Annotated in this window: 15 protein-coding genes and 1 riboswitch; of the genes, 6 read left to right on the top strand and 9 right to left on the bottom strand. The window is 45.8% G+C overall.

Going from position 1 to position 18,073, the window contains the following annotated elements:
• Positions 1-169 precede the first annotated feature (169 nt).
• Together ABU165_RS10040 and ABU165_RS10045 are read left to right on the top strand one after the other, a co-directional pair.
• Positions 170-2,296, top strand: a complete 2,127-nt coding sequence (locus ABU165_RS10040) for an ATP-dependent Clp protease ATP-binding subunit (RefSeq protein WP_318060158.1) — start codon at positions 170-172, stop codon at positions 2,294-2,296.
• Between the two features lie 145 nt (positions 2,297-2,441).
• Positions 2,442-4,031, top strand: a complete 1,590-nt coding sequence (locus ABU165_RS10045; protein ID WP_101550746.1) for a two-component system sensor histidine kinase NtrB — start codon at positions 2,442-2,444, stop codon at positions 4,029-4,031.
• A 269-nt stretch (positions 4,032-4,300) separates the two neighbouring features.
• On the opposite strand, the gene ABU165_RS10050 is transcribed toward ABU165_RS10045, so the two are convergent.
• The 3 genes from ABU165_RS10050 to ABU165_RS10060 all read right to left on the bottom strand — a co-directional run bounded on the left by ABU165_RS10050 (position 4,301) and on the right by ABU165_RS10060 (position 8,217).
• On the bottom strand, positions 4,301-5,995 hold the full coding sequence (locus ABU165_RS10050) for a M3 family oligoendopeptidase (protein WP_009794272.1): 1,695 nt from the start codon (positions 5,993-5,995) through the stop codon (positions 4,301-4,303).
• Between the two features lie 110 nt (positions 5,996-6,105).
• A complete protein-coding gene (locus ABU165_RS10055) occupies positions 6,106-6,546 on the bottom strand; it encodes a MarR family winged helix-turn-helix transcriptional regulator (protein ID WP_009794271.1) in 441 nt (146 codons plus the stop codon).
• Positions 6,547-6,618: 72 nt separating this feature from the next.
• The gene (locus ABU165_RS10060; RefSeq protein WP_129611844.1) at positions 6,619-8,217 is read right to left on the bottom strand and encodes a bifunctional metallophosphatase/5'-nucleotidase; all 1,599 of its coding nucleotides are present in this window, start codon (positions 8,215-8,217) and stop codon (positions 6,619-6,621) included.
• 143 nt (positions 8,218-8,360) lie between these two features.
• Between ABU165_RS10060 and ABU165_RS10065 the strand changes: the two genes are divergently transcribed.
• Positions 8,361-9,854, top strand: coding sequence for an ATP-binding protein (locus ABU165_RS10065; protein WP_318060159.1), 1,494 nt, complete (start codon positions 8,361-8,363; stop codon positions 9,852-9,854).
• 61 nt (positions 9,855-9,915) lie between these two features.
• Here ABU165_RS10065 and ABU165_RS10070 read toward each other — a convergent pair whose 3' ends face one another.
• Positions 9,916-10,911, bottom strand: a complete 996-nt coding sequence (locus tag ABU165_RS10070; RefSeq protein WP_318060160.1) for a phosphotransferase enzyme family protein — start codon at positions 10,909-10,911, stop codon at positions 9,916-9,918.
• A 140-nt stretch (positions 10,912-11,051) separates the two neighbouring features.
• Here ABU165_RS10070 and ABU165_RS10075 point away from each other — a divergent pair, with 140 nt between their 5' ends.
• Positions 11,052-12,290, top strand: coding sequence for an MFS transporter (locus tag ABU165_RS10075; RefSeq protein ID WP_009794267.1), 1,239 nt, complete (start codon positions 11,052-11,054; stop codon positions 12,288-12,290).
• A gap of 205 nt (positions 12,291-12,495) precedes the next feature.
• Complete coding sequence (locus tag ABU165_RS10080; protein WP_009794266.1) at positions 12,496-13,227, top strand: ZIP family metal transporter; 732 nt, start codon at positions 12,496-12,498, stop codon at positions 13,225-13,227.
• Between the two features lie 251 nt (positions 13,228-13,478).
• On the opposite strand, the gene ABU165_RS10085 is transcribed toward ABU165_RS10080, so the two are convergent.
• The gene (locus tag ABU165_RS10085) at positions 13,479-13,715 is read right to left on the bottom strand and encodes an aspartyl-phosphate phosphatase Spo0E family protein (RefSeq protein ID WP_022543649.1); all 237 of its coding nucleotides are present in this window, start codon (positions 13,713-13,715) and stop codon (positions 13,479-13,481) included.
• 338 nt (positions 13,716-14,053) lie between these two features.
• Between ABU165_RS10085 and fosB the strand changes: the two genes are divergently transcribed.
• Complete coding sequence (gene fosB / locus ABU165_RS10090) at positions 14,054-14,467, top strand: metallothiol transferase FosB (RefSeq protein WP_022543648.1); 414 nt, start codon at positions 14,054-14,056, stop codon at positions 14,465-14,467.
• A gap of 297 nt (positions 14,468-14,764) precedes the next feature.
• Here the strand turns inward: fosB and ABU165_RS10095 are convergent, their stop codons facing one another.
• From ABU165_RS10095 to mtnW, 4 genes are read right to left on the bottom strand one after another with little or no spacing between them, the layout of a single operon-like run.
• Positions 14,765-15,298, bottom strand: coding sequence for a cupin domain-containing protein (locus ABU165_RS10095; protein WP_009794263.1), 534 nt, complete (start codon positions 15,296-15,298; stop codon positions 14,765-14,767).
• A 22-nt stretch (positions 15,299-15,320) separates the two neighbouring features.
• The gene (locus ABU165_RS10100) at positions 15,321-15,950 is read right to left on the bottom strand and encodes a methylthioribulose 1-phosphate dehydratase (protein WP_009794262.1); all 630 of its coding nucleotides are present in this window, start codon (positions 15,948-15,950) and stop codon (positions 15,321-15,323) included.
• On the bottom strand, positions 15,947-16,609 hold the full coding sequence (locus tag ABU165_RS10105) for a 2-hydroxy-3-keto-5-methylthiopentenyl-1-phosphate phosphatase (protein ID WP_248137322.1): 663 nt from the start codon (positions 16,607-16,609) through the stop codon (positions 15,947-15,949). Before ABU165_RS10105 ends, ABU165_RS10100 begins: the two co-directional genes overlap by 4 nt.
• Entirely contained in the window at positions 16,602-17,825 is a 1,224-nt protein-coding gene (gene mtnW / locus ABU165_RS10110) for a 2,3-diketo-5-methylthiopentyl-1-phosphate enolase (protein WP_318060161.1), read from the bottom strand. The genes ABU165_RS10105 and mtnW overlap by 8 nt, the downstream gene beginning before the upstream one ends.
• A 134-nt stretch (positions 17,826-17,959) precedes the next feature.
• A riboswitch (SAM riboswitch) is annotated at positions 17,960-18,064 on the bottom strand.
• Between the last annotated feature and the right edge of the window lie 9 nt (positions 18,065-18,073).

Here is an 18,073-nt window from a genome sequence, read left to right on the forward strand (position 1 = left end):
CTTCATGTATATGACCGGCTTTTCCAACAAAGACGAGCTTTTCAAAACAATTCATTCCTTTGGCTTAAATTGCCAAGTCTTATTGCTTGAAAGTCAAATAAGGTCAAAGTATAATAAAATCAAAGTTAGTCAAAGATAGTCAAAGTCAACATATAGGAGGCATTGATTGATGAACTGTGAAAAATGTCAACAAAACCAGGCAACCATCCAATTAAGGTTTAATATAAATGGAAATAAAATAGAAACACATCTCTGCAGCAGCTGCTATCAGACCGAAAAGCGAAAAATGAACGCTTCCTTCGGTTACCAGAATCCCTTCGAGGCTTCCGGCATGGAAGACTTGTTCAAACAAATGGGCGCCGGTGAAGCTAGTGCCGGCAAGGGAATGAAACAGCAGCCAGGCAAAAAGTCAAACGGCTTTATTGAACAGTTTGGCAAGAACTTGAGCAATGCAGCCAATGCAGGCTTAATAGATCCTGTCATTGGCAGGGATGAAGAAATTGACCGTGTCATTGAAATACTCAATCGGAGAAATAAAAATAATCCAGTACTGATCGGAGAGCCCGGTGTCGGGAAAACTGCCATTGCAGAAGGATTGGCACTGAAAATATCTGAAAAGAAAGCACCCCGCAAACTGCTGAATAAAGAAGTTTATCTTCTTGATGTCGCTTCGCTTGTTGCCAATACCGGCATTCGCGGACAGTTTGAAGAACGGATGAAACAGCTTATCACAGAGCTGCAGGAAAGGAAAAATATTATCCTGTTCATTGATGAAATCCATCTTCTTGTCGGAGCAGGATCCGCCGAAGGCTCCATGGACGCAGGCAACATCCTGAAGCCTGCTCTTGCCCGCGGCGAACTTCAGGTAATCGGTGCGACAACTTTAAAAGAATATCGCCAGATTGAAAAAGACCCTGCGCTTGAAAGGCGTTTCCAGCCTGTTCACATTCAGGAGCCAACACAGGAACAAGCCTTAGAAATCCTGAAAGGCCTCCAGTCCAAATATGAGGACTTCCATGAAGTCACCTATTCGGAAGAGGCGCTGTCGGCATGCGTCACTCTATCAAGCAGATATATACAGGACAGATTTCTTCCGGATAAAGCCATTGATCTGCTGGATGAAGCAGGATCAAAAATCAATCTGACAGCAGAATATACACCAGGGGAAGAAATCGAGCAGAAGCTGGCTGAAATATCAGCTGCCAAAGAAGAAGTCCTGAAGAAAGAAGACTATGAAAAAGCGGCCAAGCTCCGTGAACAGGAAATCAAGCTTGAAAAAGCATTGAACAATGATTCGGCAAAGAGGCCGGTAGTGGAAGCGGGACATATCCAGGAGATCATTGAAAGAAAGACCGGCATTCCGGTCGGCAAAATTCAGCAGGATGAACAATCCAAGATGAAGAACCTTGAAAAATCCCTTTCCGAAAAAGTGATCGGCCAGGAAGAAGCTGTTAAAAAGGTCGCAAAGGCAGTACGCAGAAGCAGAGCTGGATTAAAATCCAAAAACCGCCCAATCGGCTCTTTCTTATTTGTCGGACCAACCGGTGTTGGTAAGACCGAACTGACAAAAACACTTGCTGAAGAGCTCTTCGGCTCTAAAGACAGCATGATCAGGCTTGATATGAGCGAATATATGGAAAAACACAGCATTTCAAAAATTATCGGTTCCCCTCCGGGATATGTCGGCCATGATGAAGCAGGCCAGCTGACTGAGAAGGTGCGGAGGAATCCATACAGCATCATTCTGCTGGATGAGATAGAAAAAGCCCACCCTGACGTACAGCATATGTTCCTCCAGATACTCGAAGACGGCCGCCTGACAGACAGCCAGGGAAGGACCGTCAGCTTTAAGGATTCTGTTATCATCATGACAAGCAACGCCGGTGCAGGACACAGGGAAATCAAGGTCGGTTTCGGCAGCAGCGAAGCTGTCAAGGAATCAGGAATTCTTGATTCTCTGGGCAGTTTCTTCAAGCCTGAGTTCCTGAACAGATTCGACAGCATCATAGAGTTCAAACAGCTTGAAAAAGACAGCCTGCTGAAAATTGTGCAGCTGATGCTGGAAGAGCTGAATACAGCACTCAAAGAACAGGATATGCTGCTGACTTTTACTGATGAAGCAGTTGAAAAACTGGCCGAGCTTGGCTATCATCCGGCGTTTGGAGCCCGTCCGCTTAGAAGGGCAATCCAGGAGCAGCTGGAAGACAAAATTGCGGACTTTATTCTGGAAGATCCATCATGCACACAGCTGCATGCAGACCTTTTGGATGGAAATATTGTGGTTACTGGAAAATAAAGATACAAATCAATTGCGAAAGGCATACAGAAGCTTAATACAGGCTTACTGTATGTCTTTTTCTGTTAGACATGAAAGTCGCTCAACAAAATCTGACAAATTGTGATAAAATTGGTTAATATACTAACCGAAAGGCACCCTAAGCATGAACAAAACAAGCCTGATAGAAAGCCGGAATCTGCTTTTGATACAGCTGCTCTGGCTGTTTTACATAATCGATACAGCTTTTTACACATTGGTCGATCAGCGCTATGATTTGCTGTGGCCGCCTGTCGGCCTTGGCTTTTGCCTGCTGCTCACCGGCCTCTATTATCTTAAGCCGAAGCCTCACTTCATGATGATTGTAATCCTGGCCAGTATATACAGTTATCTGTTTTACCTGAACCTGCAGCTTCCTTATCTGGTCAATTATATTTTTCTGGTGTTCGGGATCATTTTATCAGCCTTTTATCAGAGTTATCTTGCGCTTGGCATTTCCACCTCGCTGGCTGCTGCAGCCCTTATCATCCTGAATGCAGCAAATGGACATTTAATTGCAGAAATGTCCGGCCCTGAGGACCTGCCTTATATCCTCCTTTTTGCCCTGCTCACAAGCATTCTGCTGTTTTTCATGATCAAACACGCGAACAGGCTGTGGGAAAAAGCAGAGAGAAGCGAAATGGCTGCAAGGAAAGACCTGGAATCGACCAGATCCTATATCGACGCTTTTTTTGACAATACCAGCGATTCCATTGTAATTGCAGATGCAGAAAAAAGGATTCTAAGAATGAATAACAGTTTCTCCCTGCTGTTTCACTCCACAGCTCCAGAGCCTGGGGACAGCCTTGAAACCATCATAGCGGATGAAAATGGTAAAATCTCGGATATGCTGGATTCGGCGCTTCTTGGCCGCAGTATTTCCGGAGCTGAACTTTCCTTTCCGGGTGTCAGTGATGAGCCGAGCGTGCTAGAGGCGACCGTATCCCCTGTCTATAATGCTCAGCATAAAATTTTTGCAGTATCGATGGTCATAAGGGATGTTACTGAGAAGAAAAAGCTGGAAGAGTATCTGCGGAATTCTGAAAAACTGAAGGTCACCGGTGAAATGGCAGCGAGCGTCGCCCATGAAATTAAAAATCCATTAACCGTTATATCAGGATTTATACAAATGATTGGTGAAAAGGAGAATGACTATAGGCAATATATTTCAATCATCCATTCAGAACTGGAGCGGATGAACGGAATTATTAATGAATTTCTATATCTGTCCAAACCGCACACACCAAACATGAAGCCTCAGCCGCTGGAACCGCTGCTAAATGAAACAGCGCTCCTGTTTGAATCTGAGGCACATTATAAAAATGTGCACCTTTTGAAGGATATTCTTCCTGGATGCGGAACTGTCCTTTGCGACACCGGCAAGCTGAAGCAGGCATGCATCAATCTTGTCCAAAACAGCATCGACGCTATGCCGGAGGGCGGTGTTGTAAAGATCTCATGCAGACAGACCAGCACTGGTGAAGCAAGAATTTTAATCGAAGACAGCGGATGCGGAATGCCCGAAGAACTTTTGCAAAATATCAAAAAACCTTTTTTTACCACAAAGGAATCAGGTACTGGCCTCGGTCTGATGATTACAGAGCAGATTATCCAGCAGCATAAAGGCAGGCTCTCGATTACAAGCAGGATGGGCTCCGGCACAACAGCCGAAATCCATCTCCCCCTTTTTAAAGAAGATCTGGACAGCAGCCAGTAAAATAGTAATATCTGCAGAACAAAAGCGCAAGAGCCTTGATCACCTTTAGGAACGCAGACTAAGAACGCCAAGTCCTGTGGCAACGTCGGCATGGCCAGCTTCCTGGGTGCCTCACGGAAAGGAATTCTTTGACTTTTTGGGAGGTTTGGTTTGTGATCCCGGCGCAGCTGCTGGACATTGATCAGGTATTGAAAATAGTCCCCAGGATATACGATTTAAAATTTCCTGAACAGCAAGAAAGAGCCGGGGAATCCCCGGCTCATCTAATTTTACAGGCTTTTGTCATCTACAGAATTCAGCCAGCTTTCAATTTCACCAATTACGGATTCTACACAGCCTTCCTCGAATGGCGAAAGAAGATTGGCTTCCTTGACCAGCTCTGTGAAAGGAAGGCTTCCGCCTAATCCGCACAGCTTGACATAATCACTCCATGCCTCTTCCTGGTTTTCCCTTGAACGCTTCCAGAACTGGAAAGCGCAAATCTGTGCAAGTGTATAATCGATATAATAGAAAGGAGAATTAAAGATATGCCCCTGGCGCTGCCAGAAACCGCCATTCTCCAAATACTCATTTCCTTCATAGTCTTTATGCGGCTGATATTTCCTCTCAATTTCCCTCCAGGCCTGCTTACGTTCCTGCGGAGTAGCAGTGTGGTTTTCGTATACCCAATGCTGGAATTCGTCTACGCTTACGCCATAAGGAAGGAAAAGCAATGCAGAGCTCAGATGGGAAAACTTATACTTATCTGTATCTTCCTTAAAGAAATTTTCCATCCATGGCCATGTAAAGAACTCCATGCTCATGGAATGTATTTCTGCTGCTTCATATGTCGGCCAGTTGTATTCAGGAATTTCAAAATGGCTGCTGGAATATACCTGGAAAGCATGGCCGGCTTCATGTGTCAGCACATCGATATCACCTGAAGTGCCATTGAAATTGGAAAAGATGAAAGGTGCTTTATGGTTTTCAATATAGGTGCAGTAGCCGCCTCCTGCTTTCCCCTTCTTCGCCACAAGATCCATCAGCTGATTTTCATTCATAAAAGAAAAGAATCTGCCTGTTTCTTCTGAGAGTTCGTCATACATTTTCTGGCCGTTTTCAATGATCCACTCAGGGCTTCCCTTCGGTGCTGCATTGCCCGTCTTATATTGGAAAGGCTCATCATAGTATTTTAATTCATCAAGTCCGATTCTTTCCTGCTGGCGCTGCTTTAGCTTTGTCGCGATCGGGACTATATGCTCTTTGACCTGTCCGCGGAATTTGGCGACCATTTCTGCATTATAATCCGTCCGGTACATTCTGTAGTAAGCCAGCTCTACAAAGTTATTATAGCCAAGCTTATGTGCGATTTCTGTCCTGACTTTTACAAGATCGTCATAGATACGGTCAAGCTCCTCTTCATTGTCAGCAAGGAATCCGAAACGTGCCTCCTGGGCCCTCTTTCTCATTTCCCTGTCGGTCGACTCGGTAAATGGCTCCATTTGGGCCAGTGTACGCTCTTCCCCTTCAAAATCGATCTTGGCGGAGGCCATCAGCTTCGTATATTCAGAAGATAGCTTATTCTCCTTCTGCATAAGTGGCAGGATTTCCGGCTTGAATACCTTCAGCTGGGCATCTGCCAGCGCAAAAAGCTGCTTACCCCATTTTCCTTCAAGTTCTGAACGAAACTTGGAATCTACCAGTTCTTTATAGTAATCTGTTACAAACCCTTCCAGCTGCGGCTGTACTTCATCCATATAGTCTTGTTCATTTTTATAAAATTCATCATTAGTATCAATTGAATGGCGGATATAGCATAAGTTGAACATTGTCCCGATATCGTTGCGAATCTGATTGATCTCCTTCATCGCTTCATTCTGTTCATCGGCACTTGCTGCCCCCCTGAACCTCTCCAGTGCAGCTTCAAATTTCCTTCCTGCTTCGTCCATGTCTGGACGGACATATGTATATTCACTGAATTTCATTCTTTTCCCCCCGAATAGCTTTATTTTAAAAAACCATACTAAAGATTCGACATCCAGCAGGAAAATCCTCCTAAAAAACAAAAAACACAGCAAGATCACTGTGCTTTGCTTTAAAATCTTCCGACAGATAAGCCGAGCTTCTTTAAAAGATCGATCGCTGTCTGCTTTTCTTCATTAGATAGCTCTGACATCAGTTCATGGATGAACTGCTCATGAGACGGAAAGATCTCCTCAATGAACGCTTTGCCTTTTTCTGTAATCTGGGCAAATGTCACGCGCCGGTCTGTCGGGCAGGCCACCCGGCGGAGGTACCCTTTTTCCTCAAGCTTGTCCACAACATAAGTAATACTGCCGCTTGCGAGCAGGATTTTGCCGCCGATTTGCTGCAGCGGCTGGTCTCCTTTGTGATAGAGCAGCTCAAGCACCGCAAATTCAGTCGGATTCAATCCGTATGTCTGAATCAGCTTATTGACATTCTCATTAACAGCCCTGCAGGCCCTTGATAAAACGATAAAAAGCTTTAATGATTGATTTACCTGTTCATTCCCCATTTTTAAACAGATCCTTTAACACGTTATTTTATCTCAAATTCAGCATTATTATAAGGAAGCTTGCCTCTTGTGTCAATTTTTGGGCTGCAATAAATGAGAATTGGCTGTAACCTTCCAGTTTGCATTCACTTCTGCCTTTACAGGCTGTTCTTTCCTGATATATTCAGCCAGCAGTTCTGTCATGTCCTTATGGATTTCCCGGATAACAGGTTTGTTCTTAAACATCCAGTAGCCGCCTCCTCCACCTGCACGGTAGTGGTTCATGACCACCTCAAACACTTCATCCATTTTCATGGCCTCTCCTCTGTGCTCCAAAACAGTGACACGGCTTCCTTCAGGCTGGGATAGATTCAGTTCATATTCGATCCCTTCCCACATATCATAATTATAATGCTGCGGCTTAGGCTTTGAAAATGACGGATTGACCGCAATTTCCCCATCTTCACCGACCCTGAAGTAGGAGGCAGACCTTTCCAGTGCATCTTTAATGTCCTGGCCTGTTATCTGCAATACAGCAAGTGTGTTTGGATAAATATAATTGGTCATGATATCTCTCATGGTCACCGTGCTGCTGAACCCCGGTGCTCCTTCATTGAACAGGGCTGTACAGGATATCTTTGCCCCGGAAGCATCCATCTGGACGCGGTTAACCAGTTCAATCAATGGATGCTCCCTGATCCTGGCTTCCAGTGGATCTGTGATCAGCATACTTTCTGTCAGAGAGCCGATTTCTTCATCAAGCCACTTTTGCGTTTCATTTTCGTAAAAGCTTGCATCGTGGATGATTTCCTTATCACACTCACCTTCATTGCTGATCAAAGATGAGTCGAGGCCGGCGATTGTCCATTCATGACGGACCTTTTCAAAAGTCACTTCTACTTTGCCCAAATGGCTTCCATGGGCTCCCGGCATGATGACCGGCACCCCGTTCACCTCTTTGCCAGACAGCCTCCTATGCTGATGGCCGGTAATCAGCAGATCGATTTCCGGAAATTCCATGCAGATCCTGTAAGCTTCATTTTCTCCTGTTTCCTCCTCCGCTTTGGCGCCTGTTTCCATATCCCGTTCAAAGCCTCCATGATAAGCGACCGCCAGGAAGTCGGGCTTTTCAGTTTCTTCTACATAAGGAATCCAGCGTGCAAGGGTCTCAATTGCAGAATCGAAGAAAAGTTCCTGGATATAGTCAGGCCTTTCCCAATTCGGGATATGGCTTGTTGTAATCCCCAGGACCGCAATCTTAAGCTCATTCATTTCCTTAATCATATAGGGCACTCCGAAATACGGCTCCTTCGTTGTCCGGTGCAGCACATTGGCGCTCAGCCAGGGGAAATTGGATTCGCTGGCTGCACTCTTGATCATTTCGATGCCATAATTGAATTCATGGTTGCCGATTACAGCAGCATCATACTCCAGCTTATTCAGGACCTGGACCATGGGATTGACACGGTGCTTTAAGAACCGGGAATAATGGTACATAAGCGGCGTGCCCTGGATCAGGTCGCCATTGTCCAGAAGGAGTGTATGGTCTGCCTTCGCCTTCTCCTGCCTGATCACTGATGCCAGTTTGGCAAGCCCCGCTGCTTGTTCTTTTCCCGTGCTGTAATCATAAGGATAGATGCTGCCATGCAAATCAGATGTAATCAGGAACGATACTATCTCTTTATTTTTCATCTAACTCCTCCCTTTAGTACCTATTTATCATTCTTGGCTGCTGTTAAACTTGATTTGTTCATAAGTGGTATAATAACAAATAAGCCCGCCCGGATACGAGGCGCTCTTCTCAATTATACAAATATCTATTGAGGTACATACAAATGAAAAAACCAAAGAACTATATTCTGTATCTCGCAGCCGTTATGATCCCTGCTGTCATTTCCAGCCTCTTTTATATGAACAAGCTGCTGGATCAGAATATCAGCGACCGCCAGGAAGCTGCCAGGTGGACGGCAGCCATCCACCAGCGGCATTGGGATGACTTTATCTCGGAAACCGTTTCTACCCTTGAGGTCCTTTCTATTGCGGCCTCTGCGGAAATGCAGGATCCTGCTAAAATCTCACCGCTGCTTCAGCGCATCCATCTGATGGATTCACGCTATGGGGGATTATATGTAGCCAATGCCGGCGGAGAAGTCATCGCAGGATCAAACTCTCTGTTTGACAACAAAAATATGCTCGAAAAAAATTATATACAGGAAGCGATGGATGCTAAGGATATCGTCATTTCCTCCAGGCAGGAAACGCTCGAAAACGGCCAGAAGGTTATTGGCCTGGCAGCGCCGGTGCTTAAAGAGAACCGGGAGATCGCCGGAATTGCCATAGCACAGATCAGGGTAGACCACATTGAAAATATATTGACCATGCTGACGCCCGATGCCAGGCTGGTCGTCTACAACCAGGAGGATGCGCCGATCATGAGCTTTAATATGGCCGGTTCCGATTCATTTGGCAATAAGCAGACAGTCATGATCCCGATCGAGAGACTCCCCTGGACGATCAAAACAGCAGTCCCTGACAGAGATAACGCAGCAATCTTTAAAGAGGCTGCGGGATTTATTGCAAGACTGCTGATCATCTTCCATATCATCTTCTTTTTTATCAAATATTTCATGCTTAAAAAGCAGGCGGCAGAGGAAAAGAAGAAAAACGAATTGCAGAAGCTTGAGCTGGTCGGCACCCTTGCAGCAAGTACAGCCCACGAAATCCGGAATCCTTTGACCGGAATAAAAGGGCTTGTCCAGCTTCTCAGTGAAAAATACACACATTCCGACGATCAGTACTTCTTTAAAGTGATTGACAAGGAAATAAGCAGAATCAATGAAATTGTAAGTGAGTTTCTGATCCTGGGAAAACCTGCTGCCCTGAAATTGGAAAAAATCAATCTGAAAGAAATCATTTCTGACCTGATTCCCCTTTTCGAATCAGAAGCGTCCCTGGCAAATGTACAGTGCACCTACCATCTTCCGGATAACCCGGCGATTGCCGAGGGTACCCAGGATCAGCTGAAGCAGGTACTTCTCAATCTTGCAAAGAACGCTTTTGAAGCAATGCCGGACGGGGGACGGCTCTCCATCTCCCTGCACACCGGCGGCAAATGGCACAGTATCATACTGGAAGACACAGGCTCCGGCATCCGTGAGGAAGACCTTGAGAAGGTATTCACGCCATTTTTCACTTCAAAGGATATGGGAACTGGGCTAGGCCTTGTTGTATGCCAAAGGATCATTGAGTCCTTTGGAGGCAGCATCACCATCTCAAGCAGAGTGAATGAAGGCACAAAAGCTGAGATCCTGCTGCCTGTAAAAGACTAAGGTGTCAGGCCCAATTTATCAACACGTGTAAAGCAGAGCACCATGCGGTGCTCTGCTTTACTCATTCAAGGGTGAAAATCGGCTGTTTGTCCTCGATCCTGCCCTTCAAATCAGCCATCATTGAAAGCAGTCCAGTGCTTCTATCCTCAGGCGCAATCTTTTTATGGAGGACAGTATAGAGGACAACATCCCTAAGCTTCAGAAACAGCGGGAGCTGATCAAGCCACCCGGGAGGAAGCTGCCTGATTTCCTCATATCCTGAAGCAAATTCCTTCAGAAATCCTGCTGCAAAAGCATTTTTCTCCTGCTGTGTTCCGTTTTTAAAGCGGTAAAGGACCGAGTAATACACCGGGATGGCTATATCTGAGGCAAACCAGTGATAGGCACAGTCATCAAAGTCAAACGGATAGACCTTTTTTCCATCAAAAAAGAAGTTGCCTGAATGAAGATCTGTATGTACAAGCCCAAAGCTGTCTTTTCCTGCAGGCAGCGTTTTAATCCTGCTGATGAGCTCCCTGCTGTTCGCAATGATTCTTGCATGCCCTTCTGCGGGAACATACCTTTCAGGGAAAAGGACATCTTCCTCATCCCAGCCCGGCCTTGCTCCAATTTCAGCATTTGCCTTATAATTGGCTGTTGCTTCATGCATCTGGGCAATGATCCTGCCCCATGACCTGAAAAGATCTTTGTCAAACTCTCTATCAGTTACTTTGATTGGCCTGCCCGGAGCTTTCGAATACAGACAGGCGTAGAAACTGCTGCCATCCCTGCACCCGGCGGTTATGATCCTTTCTCCTGAAGCCATCATCACCTCAGGAACTTGAATACCCTCAGAGAATAAATGATTTAGCCAGTCAATCTCGGCTGCAATATTGTGAAAAGACCGATGCGATTGATGAGTCAGCCTGAGAATATAGGGCGTTCCACCCTTATTTACTTCATAAACAAAATTCTCAAAATCCCCAAGAAGTCTGCAATCCTCTTCAAGTCCAAAAGTATTCTTCATGTCTTTAAGGATGGAGCTGCCATCCAGCAATTCCTGAATATATTTTTCCATATTTGCCTCCAAAAATGACATCCTCCCAGATCCATTGTAAATGAATCATGGATAAATCTACTAAAATATATTATGCTATTTTATTATGTGTTATTTCAATCAAGAACTCTATCGGCAAATAAACACCAGGAGGGAATTCAATGGGACACCCTGCAGCAGTCCAAAAGCAAAAATATAACGAAGGTACAGCCTATAAAGTTTTATTCATCATCGGGCTCTGCCATCTGTTGAACGATACGATCCAGGCTGTAGTGCCTGCCATGTTTCCCATCCTCGAAAAGTCAATGGGGCTGACTTATACGGAGCTTGGATTCATTGCTTTTTCCCTTAACATCGTGTCTTCGCTCCTCCAGCCGGTTACTGGCATACTGACTGACCGTAAGCCGATGCCATTCGCTCTTCCAATTGGGCTGGCCATTTCACTGGCCGGGGTGCTCGGCCTCGCTTTGGCCGGGAATTTTCTTTCAATAGTATTGTCTGTTGTGCTGATTGGCCTTGGTTCAGCCATTTTCCATCCTGAAGGATCGCGCGTCGCTTATATGGCTGCAGGGACAAAAAGGGGACTGGCACAGTCAATTTATCAGGTGGGAGGCAATACAGGACAGGCACTTGCACCGCTAATTACAGCCCTCATTCTTGTGCCTCTGGGGCAAAGAGGAGCTTCCTGGTTTACATTGGCTGCAGCCCTCGCTTCCGGCCTTCTTGTTTATATCGCCTTCTGGTATTCAGGAAGACTGAAGGAGGAAAAGCAGCTGGGGCTGAAAAAATCCAGGGCCGGCAAAAAACGGCAAACTGCCCTAAAAAACAAAATAGTACTTTCACTGGCCGTCATCCTTTTCCTGATATTTGCTCGTTCCTGGTATATATCAGCCATCACCAATTTCTACGCTTTTTACGCGATAACGGAGTATTCCTTCACGATTACGCAGGCACAAGTATTTTTATTTGCATTCCTGGCAGCAGGCGCTGCAGGAACATTCTTTGGCGGCCCATTATCTGACCGGTTTGGAAAAAAGAGAATCATTTTTGTCTCAATGGCTGCATCTGCACCATTTTCAATTCTGCTGCCGTATATGCCAAAAGAACTTGCTTTTATTTTTTTGCTGTTAACCGGCTTTATTCTGATGGCAAGCTTTTCGGTTACTGTAGTGTATGCGCAGGAGCTGGTGCCTGGAAAAATCGGCACCATGTCCGGTCTCACAGTGGGCCTGGCCTTCGGCATGGGAGCAATCGGTTCGGTTGCGCTCGGATGGCTCGCAGATATGATCGGCCTTCCCCTGACTTTGGCTGTCACTGGCTTCCTTCCTCTATTAGGCCTTTTATCGGCTGTGCTTCCATCAGACCGCCAGCTTGCAGAAATGCAGGCCGAAGATATATAAGATCAGCTATTATGCAGGCTGTCCGAACCCTGGTACCGGTTTGGACAGCCTTTTTCATATTCTTTTCAGCTGCACAATTATTTTACGGGGAACTTTTTTCTTTCTGCTGTATATATTAGTATTGCGCGTTAAGCCCATAAATACGGTTAGACCAGATTGCATGGTGCTCATCATGCTTCAAAGGAAAGGCGGGGAGCTTTATACCATGAGCGAGGTAATTATCGGGAGCGTACTGTCTGCCCTTTCAACAGGACTTGGGGCTTTGATCATACTGTTTATGCACGGGAGCATCACCCACAGCTGGAGAGACATCCTATTGGCTTTCACAGCAGGCATCATGATGGCAGCCTCCATGATGGGGCTTATTCCGGAAGCGCTGGCTGCGGGTGGATTTCTGCCGCTGGCTGCGGGTGTTTTCCTCGGTGTTCTCTCCTTGACGCTGCTGGAGAAGAATATCCCTCATATTGATCTTCAGCATTCGAAGAAAGGGCTCGAATTTGATGAAAAGGCAATGCTGATCATCGCAGCCATCACACTGCATAATATTCCTGAGGGGTTATCCGTAGGGGTCAGCTACGCTTCGAGCACAGAAGATACAGGCAATTTGATCGCCTTTGCCATTGGATTGCAAAATGCCCCTGAAGGATTCCTTGTGGCTTTATTTCTGGTAAACCAGAAAATAAACAAATTCAAGGCATTTATTATTGCCACCCTGACAGGTGCGATAGAGATCGTCACCGGGCTTCTCGGATTCTATCTTACATCATTTATCAGCATTCTTGTTCCCTATGGCCTTGCTTTCGCCGCAGGCGCCATGCTGTTCATTATTTATAAAGAGCTGATCCCTGAGAGCCATGGAGACGGAAACGAACGCACTGCCACTTATTCCTTCATCATAGGCTTGCTCTTCATGATCTTTCTGATCAATATTTTTTAACTGCAGGGTAAAAATGAAGAGGGGCCCTTATAAAACAGGCCCCTCTTCAACGGATTTTGATCAGCCCCGGGAGATCCCGCCGCAGAGCCTATGCTTTTCCAAATGTTTATGCTGTGCTGTTTTCTTCTATGAGGAGAATAGCTGTGAAGTGTAATTTGCGAGTATTTTGGCTGAAGTAATAAGATACGCAATAATGTTTGGGCAGAACCCGGATAATCCTTTTTAGAGCTGACAACTGTCAAATCTGCCGCTTAGACTTTAGCAAGCTCCCTCGGCCAAAGGATCATCTCTTTATAGGGTCCCTTAACAGTTTCATGATTTCTGCTCTCTTTCTTCATGCTTTGCTGAAACTCCAGAATCAGCTTGTCAAGCTCCTGGCTGCAGCGGATCGTCGCCGCACTTGAAATTCCTTCTCTCTCTGCAATCTTAATCATCGCTTCCCTTTTCACCTGGATTTCTTTCATTAAATATTCATTTGACTGGCACAACTTTCTTTTCCTCCTAATCCGTGTCCCATTCCTTTTTTTATAATCCAATCATTCTATCTTCCCTCTTTAATTATGTCTCTCTTTATATAATAATAAAAACAGAGGCGATTTCCCCAGCTTCCCTTCTCTATTTGACATCATCTGCGGAATGCCAAGGAATAATAGGCCACTTGAAGCATTATTACAAGAATTTCTATAAAAGTAAATAGATTCGCAATATTAGACAAATTCTTCAAGAAAAAATGTTGTTTCACAATCCGAAATATATTGTTTCGACAAATTTCTTTTTATTTTGCAGATTTTATTCTGACGGTAAAGTAAAGAAAGCGGGAAAAGGAATGCAGCTAATTAACCATTTTTGTTTTTCTGTTTCAAATCTTGAGAGATCCATTTCTTTCTATCAGGAAGCATTCAACGCAAAATTGCTGATTTCCGGCAGGACAACTGCCTACTTTGATTTAGATGGGCTGTGGATAGCTTTAAATGAAGAAAAAGATATACCAAGAGGAGAAATAAAGGATTCTTATACTCACATTGCATTTCATGCAGAAGAAGGAGAATTGGCAGGGCTGGAAAAAAGGCTTATAAAAGCCGGGGCTGTCATTCTTTCAGGCAGAAGCAGGCATGAAAAAGACGGCCGGTCGATCTATTTTGAGGATCCGGATGGGCATAAATTCGAATATCACACCGGAACCCTGCAGGATCGTCTTGATTATTACCGCAAGGAAAAACCCTATATGACTTTTTATTGAGGGAACTCAAGAGACCATAATTACGATTAGCATTTAGTTTTTGTACATAGTTTTTATTCCTGAATGGGGCGGTTGATTTCCGTTCCAGGCACTTCGCTTTCCGCGGGGCGGCGCTAAGCCTCCTCGTCGTGCCTCCTGCGGGGTCTCAGCTCTGCCGCTGCAATCAACAGGGTTTCAAACTTTTGGAGCAAATATTCTTAATCACATAGATATCATCTTCCCAAAAAGACAAAAAGGGACCGGTATTTTTCCCGATCCCTTTTTAACAGGCAGAACAGCTGCCTCTATTCTCTTTAATTAAGCTTCTGCGCCTTCTTTTTCATAGATTGGAACCCAGCCTTCAGAGGTAACAAAGATGCGTACGGCGACAACCTTGCGATCTTCCTGGAGGGTGAAATAATGCCTGATGTTTTCCGGCACAGAAATCAGGTCGCCCGGATCCAGGAATACTTCAAAAAAGCCGCCGTCTTTCCCCTGTATAATGAAAACGCCGTGCCCGCTGACAATAAAACGGACCTCATCGTCTGTGTGATGGTGCTCCTGCTGGAAATTCTTCAGCAGCTGGTCAAGATTCGGCGTGCTTTCAGACAGCGAAATAACGTCCTGCGCCTGGTAGCCCCTTCGTTCAGAGATATCCTTGATTTCAGCGGCAAAACTCTCAAGGATCCTTTCCTTCTCTTCATCTGAAAGATTATACTTTTCTCTCAGATCCACAGGCAGCTTTTGAATATCCCAGTTTTCATAAATGACTTCCTGGCTGTCAAGGAAAGAGGCCACCTCTTCCTGGTTCCTGATTTCTTCTCTTGTTTCCTGCAATACGATATAAGCCATCTTTATAGTCTCCCTTCAACTTTTATATAGCGGTTTGAATCTGCTTCAGCTGCAGCAGCTTCAGCTGATAACGGAATAAAAACTCTGAAGCCTCCAAAAGCTTTTTCGCTTCAAAAGGTGTTCGGCCCCATACTGTAATGCCATGGTTGCGGATCAGGACAGCACCCGAGTCGGCCAGTATATGCTCTGAAAAAGACTCAGCAAGCTTCGGTATATGGGCGTGATTAGGAATGATCGGGATCGTCAGGACTGCATCCTCATCCCACCTATCAAAAGCTTTGATAAGCTCCTGGCCTTTAAAAGCAACAGATCCTGCATCCCCGTACAATTCAGAAATCACATTATTGTCAACCGTATGGACGTGCAGGCTGCATCCCGCTTTGGTCCTTTTATAAATTTCTACATGGAGAAGCGTTTCTGCAGAGGGCTTCAGGCCGGTTTCATCTGCCGGCTTCCCATCATGGCCGACCAGCAGGAAATCCTCTTCTGTCCGCTTCCGCTTATCTTTCCCGCTTGCCGTAACGAGGAATTGCAGCGGTTCGGCAGCAACCTTAATCGCAAGGTTCCCGCTTGTTCCCATAAACCAGTCACGGCCTGCAAGTTCTTCCTTTATATCTGCCAGCTGGTCCCATTTTTCCTGGATGAGGCTCATAGTTTCACCCCTATCAATCTCTTTAATTCTGTAATGCAATCAAAAAAGTCGGTAAACGGCCTGTGATCCAGGCCAAACTCTCTGCTCTTCTGCAGCAGCAGATCTCTTGCCAGTACAAAATCTGCCTGCTTCGCGGCCTGCAGATCTGTAATGCTGTCGCCGATGACAATTTTATATAACCCTTCTTCGTCCCGCGATCTCATGATCGAAGGCTTGCAGCAGCCGCATCCGTTGTCACATTCTTCATCACATTCATGCGGCCAGTTGATTTTAATTATCTCCCCGCTGAAATCAGAATGATTGCAGTAGATGGCTTCAAAAGGGCCGAACTGTTCAAGCAGCGGGTGAATGAAAAAGTCGATGCCCCCGCTGACGATGTATAAAGGGATTTTTTCTGTTTTCAGATACGCAATGAACTCTTCAAATCCGTTTCTGATCTTTGCCTGACTGAGGACATAGGAAGTGATTTCCTCCTTCAGGCTGCTCGGTAAAAGCGCAAACATCTGACCGACGCCATCCTGAATGGAAATTTCTTCAGCAAGGACCTTGTCCTTCAGCGATTCCCACTCAGGCGGGGCGAAGTGCTTCATGATGCTGATGATATTATCTGATTCTGTTATCGTCCCGTCAAAGTCGCAGAACACTGCAATCCTATCCATGCTGCGCCACCTCTTTGCTTCCCCAGAGCGCTATTGCTTTTGCCAGCTCTGGAAACTCCTGCTGAGGCTGGTGCAAGGTTTTTCCTTCCAGCACAAGGCTGATTGCCTGCCGGAACGCTGCTCCCCCGCCTCTAGCACCATCAGGGTGGCCATGGACGCCGCCTCCGGCATTTATGACGCTGTCCATCCCGAAGTCCCTGACAAGCAAAGGGACCAGGCCAGGGTGAATCCCGGCTGAAGGAACAGGAAAGCTTTTTTTATAAATATCATCCTCTGTCAGCGCGGAACTGATGGATAATGCCTGGTTCCGCTCCAATGCCACCGAGCCATATGGCGACGGAAACAGGGATAAGTCTGCACCTGCCATCCTGGCCAGCTTTCCAAGCAGTAAGCTGTGGCTCAAGCCGTAAACAGGAGAAGAAGTCATTGCACCGCTCACTGCCGGGTGAGCCATGATTGGAAGGGCGATATCTCCATCCTCCCTTAATGCCTGAAGAACATCCAGTCCATAGGCAAAGGCATTGAACAGCAGCAAATCAGCGCCAAGCTCAGCCGCTTTTTTTGCTTTTTCCTTCAGCTCAAACGTACGGCCCGTAAGATTCACTGCGTAAAGTGTTTTGTGCCCTGTTTCTTCAAAAGCTTCCCTAAGAACCCTTTTGCCTTCTGTAATCCTCTCTGAGAAAGGGGCAAGCTCATTATCAAAGAAAATTTCATCGTCCTTAACGATATCAATTCCCCCGCGTGCCTGTTCCTTCAGCTGCTTCATAAGATAATTGAGATCTCTCCCAATCACGCCTTTGAAGATGCTCATTAACAGCGGCCGTCCGTGAACACCAAGCTTATTGCGGATTCCTTCAATGCCAAAAAGCGGGCCCGGGAAATTCCGCTTGAAGCTCTCTGCTGCATCCAGGTCGAGAAGCTTAATTTTTCCATCGAGCGAAAGCTTTCCAAATACAGTTGTCAGAACAGCAGGCAGGTCGGCGCTGAAGTTTGCGGCCGGGTAGGCAATTTTAATCAGCGCAGCCCCATCATTTCCATCCTGCTCCCCATTTTCAACAGAAACGACTCTCCCTTTATGCTTCTTAAGCTGGTCCTTTTCTAGATCCGGCAGATCTGTCCACGATCCTACCGTCAATCCCAAGGCAATTTCCTCTGCCTTTTTCTCCAGATCACCGCTGGAACCATTCAGTAAATATGACGCGATAATTTCACTCATAATCCTGTTCCCCCTGCATTTATGTATGGTCATGCTGATCGCGGTTCTCTCACCTGCGAATAGTTACGATAATAAAATAGAATCAATAAAAAAGACCCCTTCAGAAAGAAGAGGTCAGAGCTGTGTCCAACATCTTCTCATCTATCAGCTCAAACGCTGCAAGAATTAGCACCGTGCTTTTTACAAAGTCGGTTGCCGGGCTTCATAGGGCTAGTCCCTCCGCCTGCTCTTGATAAGAAAACGAAATC

The organism is Cytobacillus sp. T106, assembly GCF_040492155.1.
In the GTDB taxonomy this organism is placed as follows: Bacteria; Bacillota; Bacilli; order Bacillales; family Cytobacillaceae; genus Bacillus_AB; species Bacillus_AB infantis.

Coding starts and splice junctions, on each gene's coding strand:
- ABU165_RS10045 (WP_101550746.1), top strand. CDS start 2,442: ATGAACAAAACAAGCCTGATAGAAAGCCGGAATCTGCTTTTGATACAG.
- ABU165_RS10055 (WP_009794271.1), bottom strand. CDS start 6,546: ATGGGGAATGAACAGGTAAATCAATCATTAAAGCTTTTTATCGTTTTA.
- ABU165_RS10040 (WP_318060158.1), top strand. CDS start 170: ATGAACTGTGAAAAATGTCAACAAAACCAGGCAACCATCCAATTAAGG.
- ABU165_RS10075 (WP_009794267.1), top strand. CDS start 11,052: ATGGGACACCCTGCAGCAGTCCAAAAGCAAAAATATAACGAAGGTACA.
- ABU165_RS10070 (WP_318060160.1), bottom strand. CDS start 10,911: ATGGAAAAATATATTCAGGAATTGCTGGATGGCAGCTCCATCCTTAAA.
- fosB (WP_022543648.1), top strand. CDS start 14,054: ATGCAGCTAATTAACCATTTTTGTTTTTCTGTTTCAAATCTTGAGAGA.
- mtnW (WP_318060161.1), bottom strand. CDS start 17,825: ATGAGTGAAATTATCGCGTCATATTTACTGAATGGTTCCAGCGGTGAT.
- ABU165_RS10050 (WP_009794272.1), bottom strand. CDS start 5,995: ATGAAATTCAGTGAATATACATATGTCCGTCCAGACATGGACGAAGCA.
- ABU165_RS10080 (WP_009794266.1), top strand. CDS start 12,496: ATGAGCGAGGTAATTATCGGGAGCGTACTGTCTGCCCTTTCAACAGGA.
- ABU165_RS10060 (WP_129611844.1), bottom strand. CDS start 8,217: ATGAAAAATAAAGAGATAGTATCGTTCCTGATTACATCTGATTTGCAT.
- ABU165_RS10105 (WP_248137322.1), bottom strand. CDS start 16,609: ATGGATAGGATTGCAGTGTTCTGCGACTTTGACGGGACGATAACAGAA.
- ABU165_RS10095 (WP_009794263.1), bottom strand. CDS start 15,298: ATGGCTTATATCGTATTGCAGGAAACAAGAGAAGAAATCAGGAACCAG.
- ABU165_RS10065 (WP_318060159.1), top strand. CDS start 8,361: ATGAAAAAACCAAAGAACTATATTCTGTATCTCGCAGCCGTTATGATC.
- ABU165_RS10100 (WP_009794262.1), bottom strand. CDS start 15,950: ATGAGCCTCATCCAGGAAAAATGGGACCAGCTGGCAGATATAAAGGAA.